The organism is Methylobacter sp. S3L5C (assembly GCF_022788635.1).
GTDB lineage: Bacteria > Pseudomonadota > Gammaproteobacteria > Methylococcales > Methylomonadaceae > Methylobacter_C.
Genome location: NZ_CP076024.1, coordinates 3,218,243 through 3,236,977 on the forward strand (window position 1 = coordinate 3,218,243; position 18,735 = coordinate 3,236,977).

Annotated in this window: 15 protein-coding genes and 1 riboswitch; of the genes, 7 read left to right on the forward strand and 8 right to left on the reverse strand. The window is 42.7% G+C overall.

Features of this window, described 5'->3' with window-relative positions:
* Positions 1-168: 168 nt before the first annotated feature.
* Both KKZ03_RS14415 and KKZ03_RS14420 read right to left on the reverse strand, forming a co-directional pair.
* On the reverse strand, positions 169-1,062 hold the full coding sequence (locus KKZ03_RS14415) for a VPLPA-CTERM sorting domain-containing protein (protein WP_243217511.1): 894 nt from the start codon (positions 1,060-1,062) through the stop codon (positions 169-171).
* Between the two features lie 103 nt (positions 1,063-1,165).
* A riboswitch (cyclic di-GMP riboswitch) is annotated at positions 1,166-1,248 on the reverse strand.
* A gap of 680 nt (positions 1,249-1,928) precedes the next feature.
* Entirely contained in the window at positions 1,929-3,458 is a 1,530-nt protein-coding gene (locus KKZ03_RS14420) for a sulfotransferase (RefSeq protein ID WP_243217512.1), read from the reverse strand.
* A 363-nt stretch (positions 3,459-3,821) separates the two neighbouring features.
* Here KKZ03_RS14420 and KKZ03_RS14425 point away from each other — a divergent pair, with 363 nt between their 5' ends.
* The gene (locus KKZ03_RS14425; protein ID WP_243217513.1) at positions 3,822-5,915 is read left to right on the forward strand and encodes a hypothetical protein; all 2,094 of its coding nucleotides are present in this window, start codon (positions 3,822-3,824) and stop codon (positions 5,913-5,915) included.
* A 77-nt stretch (positions 5,916-5,992) separates the two neighbouring features.
* Here KKZ03_RS14425 and KKZ03_RS14430 read toward each other — a convergent pair whose 3' ends face one another.
* Genes KKZ03_RS14430 through hflD form a run of 4 tightly spaced genes read right to left on the reverse strand, consistent with a single transcriptional unit; the run spans position 5,993 to position 9,649 of the window.
* The gene (locus tag KKZ03_RS14430; RefSeq protein WP_243217514.1) at positions 5,993-7,339 is read right to left on the reverse strand and encodes a GldG family protein; all 1,347 of its coding nucleotides are present in this window, start codon (positions 7,337-7,339) and stop codon (positions 5,993-5,995) included.
* Positions 7,340-7,344: 5 nt separating this feature from the next.
* Complete coding sequence (locus tag KKZ03_RS14435; RefSeq protein WP_243221639.1) at positions 7,345-8,088, reverse strand: ABC transporter permease subunit; 744 nt, start codon at positions 8,086-8,088, stop codon at positions 7,345-7,347.
* A gap of 2 nt (positions 8,089-8,090) precedes the next feature.
* A complete protein-coding gene (locus KKZ03_RS14440; RefSeq protein WP_243217515.1) occupies positions 8,091-9,017 on the reverse strand; it encodes an ABC transporter ATP-binding protein in 927 nt (308 codons plus the stop codon).
* 8 nt (positions 9,018-9,025) lie between these two features.
* Complete coding sequence (gene hflD, locus KKZ03_RS14445) at positions 9,026-9,649, reverse strand: high frequency lysogenization protein HflD (protein WP_243217516.1); 624 nt, start codon at positions 9,647-9,649, stop codon at positions 9,026-9,028.
* 221 nt (positions 9,650-9,870) lie between these two features.
* Here hflD and KKZ03_RS14450 point away from each other — a divergent pair, with 221 nt between their 5' ends.
* The 3 genes from KKZ03_RS14450 to KKZ03_RS14460 all read left to right on the forward strand — a co-directional run bounded on the left by KKZ03_RS14450 (position 9,871) and on the right by KKZ03_RS14460 (position 13,489).
* On the forward strand, positions 9,871-10,080 hold the full coding sequence (locus KKZ03_RS14450) for a heavy-metal-associated domain-containing protein (RefSeq protein ID WP_243217517.1): 210 nt from the start codon (positions 9,871-9,873) through the stop codon (positions 10,078-10,080).
* Positions 10,081-10,117: 37 nt separating this feature from the next.
* Positions 10,118-12,361 (forward strand): heavy metal translocating P-type ATPase, encoded by a 2,244-nt coding sequence (locus KKZ03_RS14455; protein ID WP_243217518.1) that lies wholly within the window; start codon positions 10,118-10,120, stop codon positions 12,359-12,361.
* A 507-nt stretch (positions 12,362-12,868) separates the two neighbouring features.
* Entirely contained in the window at positions 12,869-13,489 is a 621-nt protein-coding gene (locus KKZ03_RS14460) for a hypothetical protein (RefSeq protein ID WP_243217519.1), read from the forward strand.
* 180 nt (positions 13,490-13,669) lie between these two features.
* On the opposite strand, the gene KKZ03_RS14465 is transcribed toward KKZ03_RS14460, so the two are convergent.
* Positions 13,670-14,227 (reverse strand): GNAT family N-acetyltransferase, encoded by a 558-nt coding sequence (locus KKZ03_RS14465; RefSeq protein WP_243217520.1) that lies wholly within the window; start codon positions 14,225-14,227, stop codon positions 13,670-13,672.
* A gap of 628 nt (positions 14,228-14,855) precedes the next feature.
* Between KKZ03_RS14465 and cysD the strand changes: the two genes are divergently transcribed.
* The 3 genes from cysD (at position 14,856) to KKZ03_RS14480 (ending at position 17,988) form a co-directional block, all read left to right on the forward strand.
* A complete protein-coding gene (cysD, locus tag KKZ03_RS14470; RefSeq protein WP_243217521.1) occupies positions 14,856-15,764 on the forward strand; it encodes a sulfate adenylyltransferase subunit CysD in 909 nt (302 codons plus the stop codon).
* A 93-nt stretch (positions 15,765-15,857) separates the two neighbouring features.
* Positions 15,858-17,483 (forward strand): sulfate adenylyltransferase subunit CysN, encoded by a 1,626-nt coding sequence (gene cysN, locus KKZ03_RS14475; RefSeq protein ID WP_243217522.1) that lies wholly within the window; start codon positions 15,858-15,860, stop codon positions 17,481-17,483.
* A 208-nt stretch (positions 17,484-17,691) separates the two neighbouring features.
* Positions 17,692-17,988 (forward strand): hypothetical protein, encoded by a 297-nt coding sequence (locus tag KKZ03_RS14480; protein ID WP_243217523.1) that lies wholly within the window; start codon positions 17,692-17,694, stop codon positions 17,986-17,988.
* Positions 17,989-18,197: 209 nt separating this feature from the next.
* Here the strand turns inward: KKZ03_RS14480 and KKZ03_RS14485 are convergent, their stop codons facing one another.
* Positions 18,198-18,434 (reverse strand): RNA-binding protein, encoded by a 237-nt coding sequence (locus KKZ03_RS14485; RefSeq protein WP_243217524.1) that lies wholly within the window; start codon positions 18,432-18,434, stop codon positions 18,198-18,200.
* Between the last annotated feature and the right edge of the window lie 301 nt (positions 18,435-18,735).

The window sequence follows — 18,735 nt, forward strand, 5'->3', positions numbered from 1 at the left end:
TTAAAAGACAAGCGCTTACATCACCTGTTTCTGTCGGTAAATAGCGGTATGTCGAAACGACAGAAAGGGTTGTACTAGGCGGCCGGGAAGGCATCATCTACAAACACAAAAACCCGATACATCAATTTGATGTGCCGGGTTTTTGTTTATATCAGCAGTTTTAAGATTTTATACCGCTAATTTGCGTCGACGCAGACCGACAAACCCGGCCAACGCGCTGCCAAATAACCAAACGGCACCCGGCAAAGGAACGGGCGAGGTGGTTTTAATATTTAACGCATAACCATCAACGCCGGTATTCCATTTTGAGAAATCAACGCCGCCCAAGTAAATGGAATAAATATGACCGGCTTCAGCGGCAAAGGTAAAGCCGTTAACCCCATCAACATTATCGCTATAGCCGATATTAGTCAGCCCTGTGGTTGCAAATGGATTATTGGCTGTATAAGGTTTTGCAATAACAGGATTATTCCAAGATCCGTGATGGCTATAGTTAGCAGTGCTAGTGTCCATGCCATCAAAAACGGTGACACCAAATTTGCTGAATGTACTGGGGAGTAAGTTACCCAGTGTTGTTAAATTTAAGGTAATGTTTTGAGCCACATTAGATGTTACTAAACCAATATCAGTTTGATGCTTCCAGCCTGTTGTTGGTGCTGAGTTATCGCGCCACGCACCGCCACCGGTGTCGATTTCCGCTGCTGTGCCATATTTTGCCAAGGAATCAGCCGCAGAAATGGTTGCAGCATCTCCAGAACCCGTTAATTGAACGGCCCAGTTTAAATGAGAAGAACCGGTGTAGCCAAGAGGCAAAGCACCAGCAGACGTTCCCAACCAAGGTACGATAGTCCCTTTGTTGCCCTGACTTTCAGGGCCGGTTGCAGTGCCGGGTGAGGTGGTACCGTTGTCAAATGTGCGTGTCCAGCCATCAGTAGCTGTAGAAACTGTTGTTGTAAAGGTGTTGTACATTGTGGTTGACGCGAATGTGGTAGACGCGCTCATGGAAAGTGCTGTGCCGGCAATGGCCACTGTGATGGCTTTAGCTAATTTGGTTTTTATCATGGTGATCGTTGTCGCTTATTTTAAAAGTTAACCTGTCCAGCATCTTGCCAAGGATTTATTGTCATTAACAAAATACTGGGGCCCTCTTTCGCTAATTGACGAAAGAGGCAGCCCGGCTATCTTAAGTAAAACCCAAGATCCGTGGCTTTCCGAGCCCGCTTCACAACGGGGGTGGCAAAGTAATAAAGCTTTGCATAATATTTATGCAGCACTTTCTTTTTGAGAACAAAACCGCTGCGATAGTGTTGCCGGTTTATTCTATTATTTTTAGTTAGCATATTTTATGCCATTTCTTAAAAAAATAAAAAAATCATTTACTTACAACAGGTTACTTGATAGCGTTATTGCGGTTGTAGTAAAAGCCGGTGCGAAGCAGGAGGCACAATTAATTAAACTATGTTATTTGACATAAAAAAAATGAAAAGTAGGTGATATCCCGCTTTTTAATAAAACGAGTTATTTTTAGTGGCGGGTAAAAGTCAGGGTAACAGGGAAGGGCGGCAAATAGCTTCGATGGAGTAAAGCCGAATCGAGGCATCAAGTTTGAATTAGCCTCGATTTTACTAAGTTATATCGAGTCTATTTAACGGGTATTATATTAACGATTGTATTAGGTAATTTTTATGCGACTACAAACCGATGGTGCAGGTAGCTTTTCTCTTTGACAAGTAGCCTTTTATCTTCCGCTGAAGTTTACTTTGGCGGTTTTTTATGTCTGGTAGTTCATTGTTTTAGAGTCAAACGTGACGCGGTTTGTTGCCCCGTCACTCAGGTTTTAAAAGTTATTGAAATTTTGAAACGGTTTAGCTTTAGATTGTAAGCACGGGTCGGTATCTTGCTTTTTTACAAGCAGTAGCAAGTGAACATTAATCGTCGTAGCCATAAAAGCTGATAATCGGTTGTAACCAAGCCGAGATTTTTGCATATTCGGTTTCATAATGCCGCCAACGACCAACCGACGACGAATAAAGCGGTTGTGCAACCTGATTAAAGCTGGGGCTGGAAATGTATTTACCGGCTGCTTGTTTATGAAAATCTACAACGGCTGGGTCCCAATTTACATCCAAAAAGTCAAAAACCTTACGAAACGCCGGTTCAAATTGGAATACGGCATCTTCATAACGAAATTCGATAAAATCCATCGTCAATTGCGGTTTTATAGTCATCCACCAATCCATAACCTGCGCATAAAACTGTGCAGTATCTTGCCAGCTTAGTAAATGTACGGTTGACGGTGTGGGTATCATGGTCTGCATAAAGCAACTCAGGCAGACATCACGAGGATCACGCAGCAGAAAAACCAGTTTGGCATCAGGAAAAAGACAGTTAATCAATCCTAAATCAATAGTGTTCATGGTAGTTTTATCAAGTAACAAGCGGCTACCAATCTTGTCGCCGTATAAGGCATGCGCCCTGTTCCAGTAAAATTTCCGCAAGTGCAACACGCCTGCCAAATCAAGTTTCCTCAGTTGATCTGGTACGTTGCCCTGATTATGGGAAAGCCGGTTTAATTCTTGAACCACAGTAACTATTAAATCAGTTTCGTCCGCGACAAAAATATCAGGGTTAGCGCCCAATACTTCCTGGGTTAACGTGGTGCCGGTACGCATAAAACCCAGCAAGAAAACTGGCGCAGGTTGATCGGCTGGAAACAGGGTGTTTGACCAGCGCCCCAGTAATTCACGGTTAAATTCGGCTTTATTGGTTTTCAGCATTTGTGGTACCAACTTCGCATCCTGGCGTAATACTTCAGGCAGGCGTTTGGAAACGTTAGCTGATAGATGCAAATGAGCAAAAACCTGGTCATACTCGCCCAGTTTATCGAGGAAGCGAGCCAGTTCTTTATGTGCCCTGAATTGTTCTTCAGAGGTTAGTAAAGGATTTTGGAGTACTTTTTCCAGTCGGTTTTTAGCGTCTGCCGTCCGTCCATCTGCAGCTTCCAGCGTTGCCAGCAGAATCGCCAGCATAGCGCTATCTGGAACCAGTTGCAGGGCTTTTCGACCTGCGGCCAGAGCAGACTTTTTTTGATTTAGCCGGGAATGAGTCAAAGCCAGTAATTGAAAGCCCCGGACGAAACCGGGATTAATCAGTACCGCTTGTTTGCAGACATCCAGTGCACCTGGATAATCATGCCAATATTGCAGTTGATCAGCCATATCAAGAGATAACTGAGTATCCCGGCTTTTGCGGGCTTTTTTCAATAATAATTGTCCTGCCTGACGCAAATGAATGATGCCTTGGTCGCGCTGCCCTTGCCAGCAAAGCGATTGTCCCAAGCAGGCCAGCACTTGAGGATCTTTTGGGTTTTCATTTAAGGCTTTGGTAAACCAACCGATGGCTTCAGCAATATTCTTGTTTTGAATGGCGGCTTGGCCGAGTTGCATAAATTTGCTCATTGGTTTTTAAAGCTCCGTTATATGAAAAGTTACTATACTTAATAGCAAGAATTCTAGCACAGAGAGTAAGCGCCCCAGAATTGGTTTAGTCTTGAGTTATTGGATTTAAAGTTAAGCCTTTTACGTTGTTAGTGTGGGATATGCCATAAAAACTTGCTGTTCTGTGTTAAATAACACAATTTAATAATTGATTGATTAGTCAAGACTCATAATGACTACAAAAAGAAAGTGGTATAAATATTGCTAATAAATATAGGCGAAAATGCAATTAATTAAATACCTACTTAACTCGGCCAAAGGTGATTTTTTGCGACTTTAAGAAAGATAAGCGGCCTTAACTTTTTACCAACATTGACAAATAAAATGACACGAAATCGACTATTGGGATTAATCACGATCATGGTTCTTATTAGTGGCGGGGTTGCTAATTATGCCTTTAAAACTGAAACAGAAAGCAGTGGAGAAATGGTTTTAGGTCATGGCAATCTGGATGCACTGAAAGGCATTTATGGCCAATGGCAAGAACATTATGAAGCGCGGGGTGGCAATGCGACTACATTACGTTTATCACTGGCTCATTCTAAAGTTTTATCAAATACCGACTCAAAAGCTCGCGGCACTATGGAGCTTAACTTAATAAACGGTTCCTTAGCCGTTAAAGTGAAAGGTCTTGATAAGCAAACGTATGATGTGTGGTTGGTTGATAATCATGAAGGCGTAAATCGTACCGTAAAGCCTGAGATTGGCGATAGTTTTTTTCGTTTAGGTACGTTAACTCAACACAATGATATTGCTGAATTGACGACTCAAATCAATCGGATCGCCCTGGCTGATTTTAAAATTGACATGGTCACGGTAACCTTGGCAGGGAAAAGCCCGGATCAAAGTGTTGTTATCGCAGGGGCTCCCGATTTTTTACAGAATTTATATTACGCTGACAAAATCTGGGCTCAAGCGGCAGTCGGTAGTGTAAAAGCCGTACCCGAAACCCGGTCACCTTTTGATTATTTGTTACCTAAATTGGCGCTTGCCGTTGATGCAAATCAACTTAATTTGGCTAGTGTAATGGGTGCACAGATTGCCGAAGGACGTCGAATTTTTGTTAATGAAACGTTTAACGGTAATGGACGTACCTGTAGCACTTGTCATCGTTTGGATAACAACCATACGATTGATCCAAAATATATTGCTAATCTCCCGCTCTCTGATCCGTTGTTTGTCGCTGAAACCAATCCGGCCTTGAAGACAGGTTTTGAAAATCCTAAACTGATGCGGCAGCTGGGGTTGATTTTAACCAATATTGACGGTTTTAATAAACCGGCAGTAATGCGTGGTGTACCTCATACCTTGGGGTTATCTAAAACAATCACTACTGAACTTATGGTAAATCCAAACGGTGCAAAGGGCGAGTTTGCCTTGGATGAAGAATTTGCACATGCCTTGGGTTGGTCTGGAGATGGCTCGGTGGGTACCGGATCTTTGCGCGAGTTTACTTTTGGTGCCATTGTTCAACATTTTACCAAGTCTTTGGCAAGAACCCCTGGCACTGATTTTCGTTTGCCAACTGATGCAGAATTAAATGCTTTACAAGCTTACATGCTCTCTTTGGGGCGTAGTCAGGAATTGAATTTAAGCAAAATGACTTTTACTTCCGAAATTGTCCAACGCGGCTTGGTATTATTTAACGTAAAAAATAATCCGGTTGTTGCCGGTAAAGCTGTTTTAGGTACGGGAGCTAATTGTAATGGCTGTCATAGCAACGCTGGTGCAATCAGTTCGACAACGGGTGGAAATCCTACCAGAAATACCGGCATTGAAGCTATGAAAGATCAACCTGCGGTGTTATTGGATCCGACCATTGCTATTGACGGCGGAATTGGCGATGTCGATGTTAAAGGTTGGTGTAACGATAATGATGAGGATACACCATGTAGTTATGGTGAAGGTCGCTTTAATTCGCCCAGTTTAATTGAAGCAGCAGATACGGCACCTTTCTTTCATAACAACAGTGTGAGCAGTATAGAAGAAGCGGTTGCTTATTATAATACCGATGATTTTAATCAGTCGCCCGGTCACCTTACCTCGTCTAATGCGGATAGAACTATCAAGATTGGTTCTTCGCAAGTAGTTGCCGTGTCTTTATTTTTAAGAACTATCAACGCGCTGGAAAATATTCGCAATTCCAATGCACTGGACGAGCAAGCTATCCGGTTAAATGCCGGCAATGGTAGAGAAATTACTTTGTTGGCGCTAGCCGATACCGAAGATGCTATTCAAGTGCTTACAGAAGGACAGTTATTGCCTTATCCTGAGGCCGTAAACAAGCTAAAAGCGGCTTATCAACTGGAATACACTGCCTCTTTGTCGCCATTGCCGGCACTGCGTAATGTTATGTTGAATAAAGCCAGAGCATTAAAATTGCAAGCTGATGCTTTAATGGTAAGCAGGGTCCCATAACGAATAGTTAAGTTAAATAAGACCTGACAGTTACAAAAAATCTGTCAGGTCTGACTCTAAGCACAAATCAACAAGGATTAGCGCTGTTTACGTTTGCGCCAGATGATAAATCCTGTGCTAATCAGCAATAGCGGAATGATGATTAAAAAGCCAAAACCTATAATAGCAACTGCTGTTTGGGTCAATTGCAAGCTTTTATCGGTTGCAATTTTTGCCGGGATATTGATAAACCTATCATCATGAATGAGCCACGAAACCATTTTTAAGCCCATATCCAGATTACCGACATTGCCGAGGTAGGTATTGGATAAAAAGTCACCATCACCAACCACCACGATGCGTTGTTGTGTTGTTTCATTAAGATTTCGGGTTAAAGCATAGGCAAAAGCCAGCGGGCCTTGTTTTGCCTGGCTATTGGCATCAAATTTTATTTTCCCTTTGATAGCATCGGCTTCCATCCATGACTTTGCCGAACTGCTTAGCCAAGCTGAGATAGTAAAATCAGTTTTACCATCAATTTCAAGTGCTGCCACAACCGGATAAAGGGTAATCGTCTGAAAACCTTTGGTGACTGGATGAGGTGCGTATTCGCTGACGAGTATAAAACCAGGGTCATCAATACCATAAAGCGTTGAGTTACTGTCAACAATAACACCATCAAGCTGCCTGATACCCAATAGTTTTAGCAAGTCAGTGAGTTGTTTGTTGTCAGGGTCGGTTAATACCAGTAGATTGCCACCGCGTTGAATATACCCCTTGATGATAGCTATTTCACCGGCCAGTAACGCCACTTTGGGAGCGGCAATGACCAGCAAGGCCGAGTTGTCTGGAATAGCCGGTAGCGTTGCCAAATTAAGTGTTTGAGCATTGATTTTTCGATGAGCCAATTCTTTGCCAAACTGTCCAAAATCGAAATTGGCTATACCTTCAGGCGAGCGTTCACCGTGACCGGTTAAAAAAGTGATCCAGCGTTCATTGGCGTTGGTTAGTTGTAACAGGGCATTGGTCAGCGAAGATTCATCAATAAAGGTAAGTTTTTCGGTGCGCTCCTGATAGTCGACAATAATAATCCCTTCCGGACCTATGTTTAGTTCACGGGTTTTTTCAGGCTCAAAATCAGGATCGATAAAGTTAAGCGTTAAATTAGCTTTATAGCGGCTATAGCGATCCACTAATTGTGCAATTTGGGCTCTTATTGGCTGGCCTTGTTTAATATAAGCCGTAATAGTGACTTTATCGGGTAGGGACAGGAGTAATTTTTGCGAGGCTTGCGACAGGGTATTGCCGGCATTGTTGGTAATGTCTGTTTGTACGCTGTAGCGCGTAGTTAAAAAAGCCAGTGTACCAAGCACAAGTAATAACAGTGCGGTAATAAGGGCACTTTTCAGGCGCAGTTGTTGGTGTATCCGTGGTGATAGTTTCATTTTTGTCAGCGGTCGTTATCCAGACTGCGGATAGCCAGCAAAATAAAGGTAGCGGTAAACAGTAAAAAATAGCTTATATCCACCGAGCTAATCAGGCCACTTTGAAGATTTTGGAAATGCCTTAAAATGGATAAATATTCAAAGACTTCGCTACGCTGTTCTTTCATCCCCGCTGACCAGTCCAGTATCCATAACAGCAATAAAATACCGAAAGTGCCCATTGCTGCAACCGTAGGATGATCTGCTACAGTAGACATAAACAGACCTGCAGCAGTAAAGGCACTGACCAGCAACAATAACGCCAAAAAATTAGCAAATAATTTACCCATATCCAGTTCGCCGCCAATCAGTAAAGACAATGGCATCAAGGTGATGAGACATACCAGCAGTAACAATAAACCAAGGCTGCCCAAGTACTTGCCGATAATAATGTCGACAGTAGAAATGGGCGCAGACAATAATAGGGTCAGGGTTTTATTTCTGCGTTCTTCACAAATAAGGCGCATGGTTAATAGCGGCGTGACCAGTAATAAAATAATACCGGCGTTACCATACAGCGGTGTAACAACAATATCCGTTAAGCCGGGCGCACCGTCAATGTTGGCTAATTTGGGCTGGATTAAGGTGAAGGTTTCAACTTGGGTTAAAAATAAATAGGCCAACAGGCATTGCAGGATGGCCAATACTGTCCAGGCCAGTGGTGATATAAACAGGCTTTTAAACTCTCGTGTAGCTATTGTTAAAATCATGCTCATGCTTGACTGTCCTTGGTCAGCGCAATAAAAATATCTTCTATCGATTTTTTTACCGGTCTCAGTTCCTGCAGTTCCCAGCCATTGGTAATAATAGTCTCGATAATTTGCCGGGTTGGATCGTTAGTTGTGCTGTAATGGATATTGAGCTGATGGTCGGTAATATTTTCGATAGCGTTTATGCCGGGAATGGCCGATAAAAGGCTTTTGTCGGGTGTCAGTCGGGTAGTAACATGAAGGCTACCGGTATTCATGGCCTCGTTAAGACCGGCAATACTTTCCTTTAATATCAATTTTCCCTGATGAATAATTTGTACATGCGTACAGGATTCTTGTACTTCGTTAAGGATATGAGTCGATAAAATGATCCCGTGATCTTGTCCCAATTCGCGTATTAAGGTGCGGATTTCTTTGATTTGTATGGGATCAAGGCCTACCGTGGGTTCATCAAGAATAATAACATCCGGATTATGCAAGATAGCCTGGGCAATGCCGACCCGTTGTTGAAAGCCTTTGGACAGATTGGCAATCAAGCGGTGAGATACCGCCATTAGGCCACAACGTTCCTTGGCCTTGTTTATGGCATGAGTGAGAGCGTTTTTAGGGACACTTTGAAGTGCCGCGCAATAGTGTAAAAACTCCTGCACACTCAATTCTTTATAAAGCGGTGGTGTATCCGGCAAATAGCCAAGGCTTCGTTTGGCCTTGTTGGGTTGATCCAACAAATCAAAACCATTGATGGTAATTTGCCCGGAACTGGGTGCAAGGTTACCGCTCAGCATTTGCATGGTGGTGGTTTTACCTGCACCATTAGGGCCAAGAAAACCAAGCACTTCACCTTTTGCCAAGGTAAAACCAACGTCATTAACCGCACAGACTTTACCGTAATAACGATAAAGATGGTCAACTGTTATCAGGTTTGTCATGTTGGCGACTAGACCTTTTTTAACAGGATTTGTAATTCAGTCTGAATTTTTTTGCGGTAAAACAGAAACTTCCAGCGCGTACCGCCGCATTGTCTCCACAAGATAGCCGAGCGAACGCCTGCCAGCAAACAAGCGCGTATTTTATTGGCAATCTCTGGTCTGGATAAATATTCCTGATTACCATTAACCATGATTCTTGGTTGCAGAGTACTGATGGTGTTCTGATAAACATCGCCAAGATTTGCCAGTACATTTTCATGTAACAAACCAAAGTGTTCGCTCTGTGCCTGTGCCTTAGAAATTCCGATTTGAATGGTATTAAGCAGATCCTTGCGATCTGATAACTGATTTTCGAGAAAAACCAGTGAAGCACAATAACGCGCCTGTTCAGGGTTAACAATTTTAAAACCGGTCATTTGTATGTTAAGTTGAGTCAAGCCCAGTTTTATTCCATCCAGGCTTCCATAAATATCAATGACACTGTCTGAATCTATTTTTAAGACACTGGCAATACTCGTTTCCAGGGCTAGCGGGTCAGCAGTTCCTTTGGTGGCCAGTTGTTGTACCAATGCGGCTGCCTGAGCAATACCGGCAAGCGCAATAGTTTGGTTGGTGATGGTGTTTAATTGCATAAGTAACGTCGTGTTGTTTGGCAGTTAAAGTGATATTCAGGAATAAATAGGCTCAAATACCCAGAAAATTAATAAAAAGTCCTGTCAGTTGGATATATTCTTCTCAGGAAATCACCTAAGATGGATAACTGTGTATTTAAAGTTAACACGTTGTATCATAATTACTGACTATTAGTCGAATATGATACAAAGATATAAATTACTAACTCAAGGAAAAAGCAATGATTGAATCTATAGTTTTAACAGTGACCGGTATGAAATGTGGCGGTTGTGAAAGCAATGTAACCGGTAAGCTAAACGCCATTGATGGTGTTATTTCGGTTAAAGCAGTATTTAAGGATGAAGCTGTTAGTGTCGAGTATGATACTGAAAAAACAACATTGGATACTATTAAAGACACCATTACTGGCGCGGGTTTCTTGGTAAAGTAGCTAATAAATTATCGAACTTTTAGCGTAGGTACATTTTATGAGTACAGAAAAAACCTCTGATGAGGTACGTCTATCTATTTTAGGAATGCGTTGTGCAGGTTGCGTAAGCGCTGTTGAAGGTGCCTTGGCTGCCGTTGACGGAGTTACTTCTGTCAGTGTTAATTTTGCCGATCATTCTGCGATGATTAAAGGCCATCCTGACACGGATGCTTTAAAGCAGGCGGTTCAAGAGGCTGGTTTTGATGCCGCAGTCATGGAGGGTATGGAAGATCCGGCCGAACAGGAAGCGCAGGAATTACAGCGTTATCGACAGCTAATGAAGAAAGCGGCGGTTGCCGGAGTTTATGGTGCATTTCTGATGTTGGCAGAGCATTTTAGCTGGCTGCCAGAAATAGGTTCTGCGACCGGGCAGTGGCTCTGGCCGGAAATCGCCCTGATCACCTTAAGTATACTGGTTTATTCAGGCTGGAATTTTTACAGTGGCGCTATCAAGTCCTTGCGTCTGGGTCAGGCCAACATGGATACCTTGATTGCCTTAGGTACCGGTTCGGCATGGCTTTACTCTTGCATAGTCATTGACTATTCAGCAACTTTGCCCACCTTGGCAAAACATGCTTATTTTGAAGCGGCCGTGGTGATTTTGGCTTTTATTAATTTGGGAACCGGTCTTGAAACATTGGCCAGAGGTAAAACATCCAGCGCGATTCGTCAATTAATCGGTTTGCAACCGCGTACTGCTCGCGTGGTTAGAGAGGGCGAAGAACTGGATATTCCTATTGAAGAAGTTGGTTTAGGCGAGACTTTGCGAGTCAGGCCCGGTGAAAAAATTGCCGTTGACGGTATTTTGCTGGAAGGACATTCAACGATGGATGAATCCATGTTGACCGGTGAGCCGATGCCGGTAGAAAAAACGGTTGGCTCAGAAGTAGTGGCCGGTACCATGAACCAGACCGGCAGCTTTCTGTTTCAGGCAACCCGTATCGGACGTGATACCGCTCTGGCACAAATTATTAAAAGCGTACGGCAAGCACAAAGCAGCAAACCTGAAATAGCCCGCTTGGCGGATAAAATTTCCAGCGTTTTTGTGCCTGCCGTCGTTGCCATTTCAGTGTTGACTTTTCTGGTCTGGTACACTTTTGGTCCCGATCCATCGTTGGGTTATGCTTTTGTAACGTCAATGACCGTGCTGGTTATCGCTTGTCCTTGTGCGCTGGGTTTGGCAACACCCATTTCGGTGATGGTTGCGGTGGGTCGTGCGGCACAGTCAGGTATTTTGATCCGCAAGGGTGATGCGTTACAGGCAGCCGGTAAGTTAACCTGCTTAATCCTGGATAAAACCGGTACGGTAACAGAAGGCAAGCCGACAGTGTCGACGCTTGAAGCTTTTGATGATTATACCGAAGAGCTTGTCTTGCAATTAGCAGCAAGTATTGAGTCAGGCTCGGAACATCCCTTGGCCGCAGCTATTTTAAAAGCGGCAGAAAACCGGCAAATAAAACTTGAAAAAGTGCAGCAGTTTGAAGCGGTTGCCGGTTTTGGGGTCACTGCCAACATTAATAAACAAGCTGTTGTTTTTGGTAATAAAGAATTGATGGAGAGTAAGGGTATTGATTTTACCCCTTACAACAATAGTCTGGAAAAGCTGTCAACCTTGGGTCAAACGCCGATGTTGCTTGCAGTAGACGGCAAAATAGCCGGTATTATTGCAGTCTCTGATCCCATTAAAAAGGACTCGTCACAAGCAGTACAGCGTCTTAAAAATCAAGGCCTGCGCATTATTATGGTGACCGGGGATAATCCACTAACGGCAAATGCTATTGCCCGCCAAGCCGGTATTACTGAAGTCAGGGCGCAAGTATTGCCGCAGGATAAAGCGGCTGTGGTGAGAGAGTTGCAACAACAGGGTGAAATCGTCGGTATGGTTGGTGATGGTATTAATGATGCACCTGCTTTGGCACAAGCTGATGTAGGTCTGGCTATTGGTACCGGTACTGATGTCGCTATTGAAAGCGCCGATGTTGTCATTTTACAAGGCTCGTTGTTAAAAGTACCGGAAGTCATCGCGCTATCCAAAGCGACCGTTATTAATATTAAACAAAACCTGATTGGGGCTTTTTTCTATAATACGATTAGTATCCCGGTTGCGGCAGGTTTGTTGTATCCCGTGTTTGGTATTTTGTTAAACCCCATGATTGCTGGTGCGGCGATGGCCATGTCTTCTTTGACGGTAGTGACTAATGCCAATCGCTTACGCTGGAAAAAGTTTGGTGAAGATGAATAGACTATAGCGTTTTTTCGTGTGGTTGAAAGAGTGCGGTGGTGTCAAACGTTTGAGGGTGGCGCCACTGAGTTCTGTCGAAGTGGTGTAAAAAAAGCCAAAGTGCCCCTCGCTATTATTAAATGGCTGACTGCAAGCCTTGGTTGGTTGCCTGAAGCCTTGAGTGGCCTACTAAAAAGCCGCAGTGGAAATGTCTGTAAGCCTTGCCAAAAAAGGGCTATAGCGTTCGATCATTGTTAAAACCTTAGAGTGGTACGATAAAGTTTTAAAGTCCAACCACTCAATGTCTCAGGGCTGGCAAGATAGATTAAAGCTTTATTAAAAATGACGCAGGTGATCCACTTAAGGACTCAAATAAACAACATGATTTCTAAACGAATATTTTTAGAATAAAAGCAAATCACCGCGAGCTAAAGCGTCAGTATAAAAATACTTGGGGGTTGCTTGGTCATTGCAGTAAACAGCTGATAATGACTAAGCCGTTTTTGTTCAATTTATCCGGGAGTTAACATGAGTAAAGCTGATTTCATTCCTAAATCCGACCATGATTTATTAGTTTGGATGGAACACCTTATTAGTCAACTTGAGCTCAGCATTACCGATATTGCAATGACTGAGAATGAGTTAAGCGAGCTTAAAGCAGAATGCAGCGATTTTCATGCCAAAATTGCTGAAGCTTGTGATGCTCAAGCCACCGCCAAACAAGCTACTGCAAATAAAAATGACAGTCGCCATAGTGTCGAAAGCACTATCAGAGCCTTGGTTCGTCGCCTTAAAGCCAGTTCAACTTATTCCGAAGGTCAGGGCGTAGCACTGGGTATTGTTGGTCATGAGATCAGTTATGATTTTACTGGTGTAAAACCTAACTTGACCGCACTTGATCATACCGGTGGCATCGTTACCTTAAGTTTCAATAAATATCAGAGCGATGGCATCAATATTTATTGTCAACGGGAAACGGATGTTGACTGGGTTTTACTGGGCCGCGCGACGGTATCACCTTTTCATGATACTCGCGCTTTGCAACACGTCGGTAAATCTGAAATACGCCGCTACAGTGCAGTTTATATGCAAAAAGATACTGAAGTCAGTCCTTACAGCGATGACCTTGTCATCAGTTGCATACCGTAGCGAGTGGCAATGTTTCCTACCATGTCGAGTAGTACGCCAAAAATAAGATTTTGCATCAGCGAAAATGTCGGGCACGAAAAGATGTATCCGACCTAATTGGCTTTTCGGCATTATCTCGAAAAACAAAGTAGAGGTCGTATTGTTTGTTTCGCAAAGCATGGCAAGTCCTCGTCAACGTTATCAAAAGTCGGGATTAATAATGGAACACAAAACATGATCTTCCCAAATTCCATTTATTTGTAGGTAAGATTTTGCGTATCCCTCGCGCTCGAACCCCAGCTTTTCAAGTAGCCGCCCGCTGCGCAAATTTTTAGGTTGGTAGTTGGCCATGATCCGATGCAGTTGAACAGTGTTGAAAAGACAAGATATGCAGGCGGAAAGCGCCTCATACATCAGTCCTTTGCTTTCAAGGTCGCCGTTAATCGAGAAGCCAAGGTGACATGCCTGAAACACGCCGCGCACGATGTTCGTGAAGCTGCATTCCCCGACAATTTCGCAGGATTCGCGATCTAAGACAATGAAGAAAAGCCCGGTGCCGGCCGACATCTGCAGTTCCCGTTCCTTTAGCCGTTTCTTCGTATTGTCGAGGGAGTAAAAGGACTGCGCGCGCTTAGGCTCCCAGTTCTGCAGACGCTCCTGATTCTGGAGATAATAGCAGGTCAAGCCCTCTGCAAAAAAGACGTTGGCCATGACAATACTAAGACGCTGCGTCGAAATACTAATTTCAGAAAATGACATTTATCCAACCACTCCTTTCCGAGCCCAAGCTGGGCGCATGATGTACGTAAAATAAAAAAGTTATGTAGATTGGGCAATTATCTTTTCGTTGCCGAACATTCAACATTCAACGGTCAAAATAAAAATATCGAGATATTTTTTCAATGTCATTCGTGCGTTCCAATGCGAAAATGTCAGGCACAAAAAGATGTATACGACCTATCTGGCTGCTATTTATAGGGAGCAGTCTGCCTGCTTAAAATTCACTTTTTGCTATTTTATGACAGTATCGGTAAATAAGGTGATTTCCAAGAATGAATATCATTAATATAGTAATATAATTTCAAAGCCGGCTTTAGCTATTTTGTTATCAGGAAACACAAGGGTATAGTTATTCAGGCAATGTACTTATAGTTATTGCTTTTCCTTTTCCTTTTTAAATTGGTCAGAAAAACAAAGGGATAATATAGACCTTCTTAAAGAAGGAGCAATACCGGTTAAATCTTACCTATTGTCTCGGCTTGGTTAAAAACCTGATAATTTATGAGAGGATAACTGGCATTAACATCCAGTTCAAATTAAAATAGACGGTTTTTTATTGAAAGTAATCAATAATCATATCAAGACAATCACCTCCGACGGACTTTTAATGACTGATCATAAACTAACACACCTTAAAGAGCTGGAAGCTGAAAGCATTCATATTATTCGTGAAGTCGCAGCTGAATTTGAACATCCTGTCATGTTGTATTCCGTTGGCAAGGATTCTGCCGTCATGTTGCATCTAACCATGAAGGCCTTTTTCCCCGGCAAGCCACCGTTTCCGATGATGCATATCGACACTACCTGGAAGTTTAAGGAAATGATCGAGTTTCGTGATCAACTGATTAAAAAGCTGGGGCTGGATTTAATCGTTTATACCAATCAGGATGGTGTTGATCAGGGTATCGGGCCTTTTACCCACGGCAGTAAAAAACATACGGATGTCATGAAAACTGACGGCCTCAAGCAAGCGCTGGATAAATACCAGTTTGATGCTGCTTTTGGCGGTGCGCGTCGGGATGAAGAAAAGTCACGCGCCAAAGAACGTGTGTATTCGTTCCGTGATAAAAATCATCGCTGGGATCCAAAAAACCAGCGCCCCGAATTATGGAATATCTACAATGGTAAAATAGATAAAAGCGAAAGTATTCGGGTATTTCCGCTATCTAACTGGACGGAACTGGATATTTGGCAATACATTCATTTGGAAAACATCCCTATCGTACCGCTGTATTTTGCCAAGGAACGCCCGATTGTTGAGCGCGATGGCATGTTGATTATGGTCGATGATGAGCGCATGCCCATTGGTCCTGATGAAAAAATTGAAATGAAAAAAGTGCGTTTTCGTACCTTGGGCTGTTATCCGTTAACAGGTGCCGTTGAATCAAATGCCACGACATTGCCGGAAATTATTCAGGAAATGCTGTTAGCGACCACTTCTGAACGCCAGGGACGACTGATTGATCACGATCAATCCGGATCCATGGAGCAGAAAAAGCGTGAAGGGTATTTTTAAACGCTCCAGCATTTTGCGGCTCCGATTGCCGGGATTACTATATTGTTTTATCCCGGCTTACGGTACTTGAACCTTTTACCTTGAACCTAAAATATGTCCCACCAATCCGAATTAATTAATACCGATATTGACGCTTATTTAACGCAACATGAAAACAAAGAGTTACTGCGTTTTTTAACCTGCGGTAACGTCGACGATGGCAAAAGCACTCTGATAGGCCGTCTGCTGCACGATTCCAAAATGATCTACGAAGATCAATTGGCTGCGGTACAGGCAGATAGTGTCAAGTCAGGTACTACTGGTGCTGGCAAGATCGACCTTGCCTTACTGGTTGATGGACTGCAAGCTGAACGCGAACAAGGCATTACCATTGATGTGGCATACCGCTATTTTTCCACATCCACTCGTAAATTTATTATTGCCGATACACCGGGGCATGAACAATATACCCGTAATATGGCCACCGGAGCTTCAAATTGTGATTTGGCAATTATCCTGATTGATGCCCGTTACGGGGTACAAACCCAGACAAAACGACACAGCTTTATTACCTCTTTATTAGGCATCAAGCATATTATTGTCGCGGTCAATAAAATGGATCTGATTGATTACAGTGAAGCTACTTTTAATAAAATAAAACAAGATTATTTGCGCTTCACCGATAGACTGGATTTACATGATATTTATTTTATCCCCATGTCTGCCTTGGACGGTGATAATGTCGTCAACCCTAGCGAGAATATGCCTTGGTTTACTGACGAACCGTTAATGGAAAAACTCAATAGCGTCGAAATTGCCAATGACCATAATTTTAGCGACACCCGTTTCCCGGTTCAGTATGTCAACCGGCCTAATCTGGATTTTCGTGGTTTTTGCGGCACCGTAGCTTCCGGTATTTTCAGAAAAGGTGATCAAATTACTGCCTGGCCTTCCGGTAAAAGCAGCAAAATCAAAGCGATTGTCACTTATGATGGTGATCTTGAAGAAGCTTATCCACCGATGGCAGTGACCTTGACATTGGAAGACGAGATTGATATCAGTCGTGGCGATGTGCTGATCAGCACCGAAAAGCAGTCACCAATTATTGCTGATAAATTTAATGCCACTATTGTTTGGATGACTGAAAAAGCGTTAACGCCCGGTCGCCAATACACACTAAAACTGGCAACCCGCAGCGTCTCAGGTTCTGTTGCCATGATTCACCATCGTATTGATGTTAATACCTTGGAACACCATGATGCCATTGAATTACAATTAAATGAAATAGGCTCTTGTACAGTGACAGTTAATGCGCCAGTTGTTTTTGATGCTTACAAAATCAACAAAGGCACCGGAGCTTTTATAATTATTGATCGCTTGACTAACGGTACGGTCGGTGCGGGGATGATTACGGGTTCTGTTACTGATGAAAATCAGCAGGCGGTCAGCACAGAAGAGCGTGCTGCACGCTATAGCCAGAAAGCCATCGCTATTGCCTTAACCGGTTTAACCAGTCAAGAAGTGGCTTATAAGCTCGAAAGAAAGCTGTTTGATAACGGTCATGCCACTACTATTCTTGAAACGCAAAACGCAGCGCTGATACCGGTTATTAAAAATGCCGGCTTGATTGGTTTGTGCGTCAACTACAGTGCTGATTTGGTTGATATAACGTTTGATACGGACAAACAATCTATCGATGATATTTACAGTGCATTAAAAGAGCAAAAGGTTGTTTTTTAAATTGTAAAAAACCAGTTTTTCGCTCATTTTTTGAAAAACACAGGTGATGCTTATCTTGATAGCGGATTGGTTAATAGCCAATCCGCTATCGGGTTTTACTAAAAGAATTTGCGAAACAAACTAAAATACTTGATACTTGAGGTCAACTGGTCTTGCCAAAAAGTAGACTAACGAGACCAATTTTACAACTATTAGCAGGTGACTATAGATGAAGAAAATGATCGTTTTAGGATTGACAGTGGCTGTTGTTGCATTAAATTCTGTTAGTGTTTTTGCTGCCGACAGCAAATATCCGGCATCGGATTTTGAACCCAGTGTTATTTATATTGATAAAGCTGTAATAGCTGTTGATCCTGTTAAAAATGAAGTCGACCCAAAATACCCTGCCTCAGACTTCACTCCTGCCATTGTTTTTGTTGACAATCAACTAGCCAACCAAGAACAGGATAAATTTGACCCCAAATATCCTGCCGCCTACTTCAAACCAAAAGTTATTTATCCCTGATTTATATGGGTTGTCGCTTCGACAGTTTAACGGGTTCAATTCCTTCTTATAGATCGACTATCGTCTGATGAGATTTTATTCAGACAATTTCAAGGAAAAATGCCCTTGGTTATTAACGGCTAAAAAAAATCAATCTGCGTTGTTTTTTCTGGATGTAAAACAGGGGCACCTGACGCTGTAGTAATCTTGTCAAGATTTAAGTGAGCTCACTACTCGGCTTTTTTAACACGAATCTTGTTACCAGCTATATTCTTGCCATTTAGGGTATTTATGGCTATCTTGGCTTCGCCCAGTTTGGGCATTTCGATAAAGCCAAAGCCTTTTGAACTGCCGGTCTCTTTATCTATGACCAAGTCACAGGACTGTACTGTACCGTGAGCTTCAAACAATGCTTGAAGCTCTGCTTCTGTAGTGGTGCGGGCAAGATTACGTATCAGTAGTTTCATGGAATTTCCGTGTTATTATAAAATAACTCAATTATACCGCTTCTGGACAAACCATTCCTCATAACAATTTTCTCAATTTTGCATCACTAAAGTTGATACTTATTTTAGCTTCCCAAAATAACCGGATTGTTATTCACTTAAAGCAATGCTTATAAAAAAATGAAAGATGATAGGTAGTGTTATAAACTTACCCGACTTCGTGTTTACTTCATGTATTCTAATTGCTTAAACTTGCAGTCATATCAGTAAGCTCCGCATTACAATAGCTTAATCTTGCATAGAAAATAATAAAAATCGAATA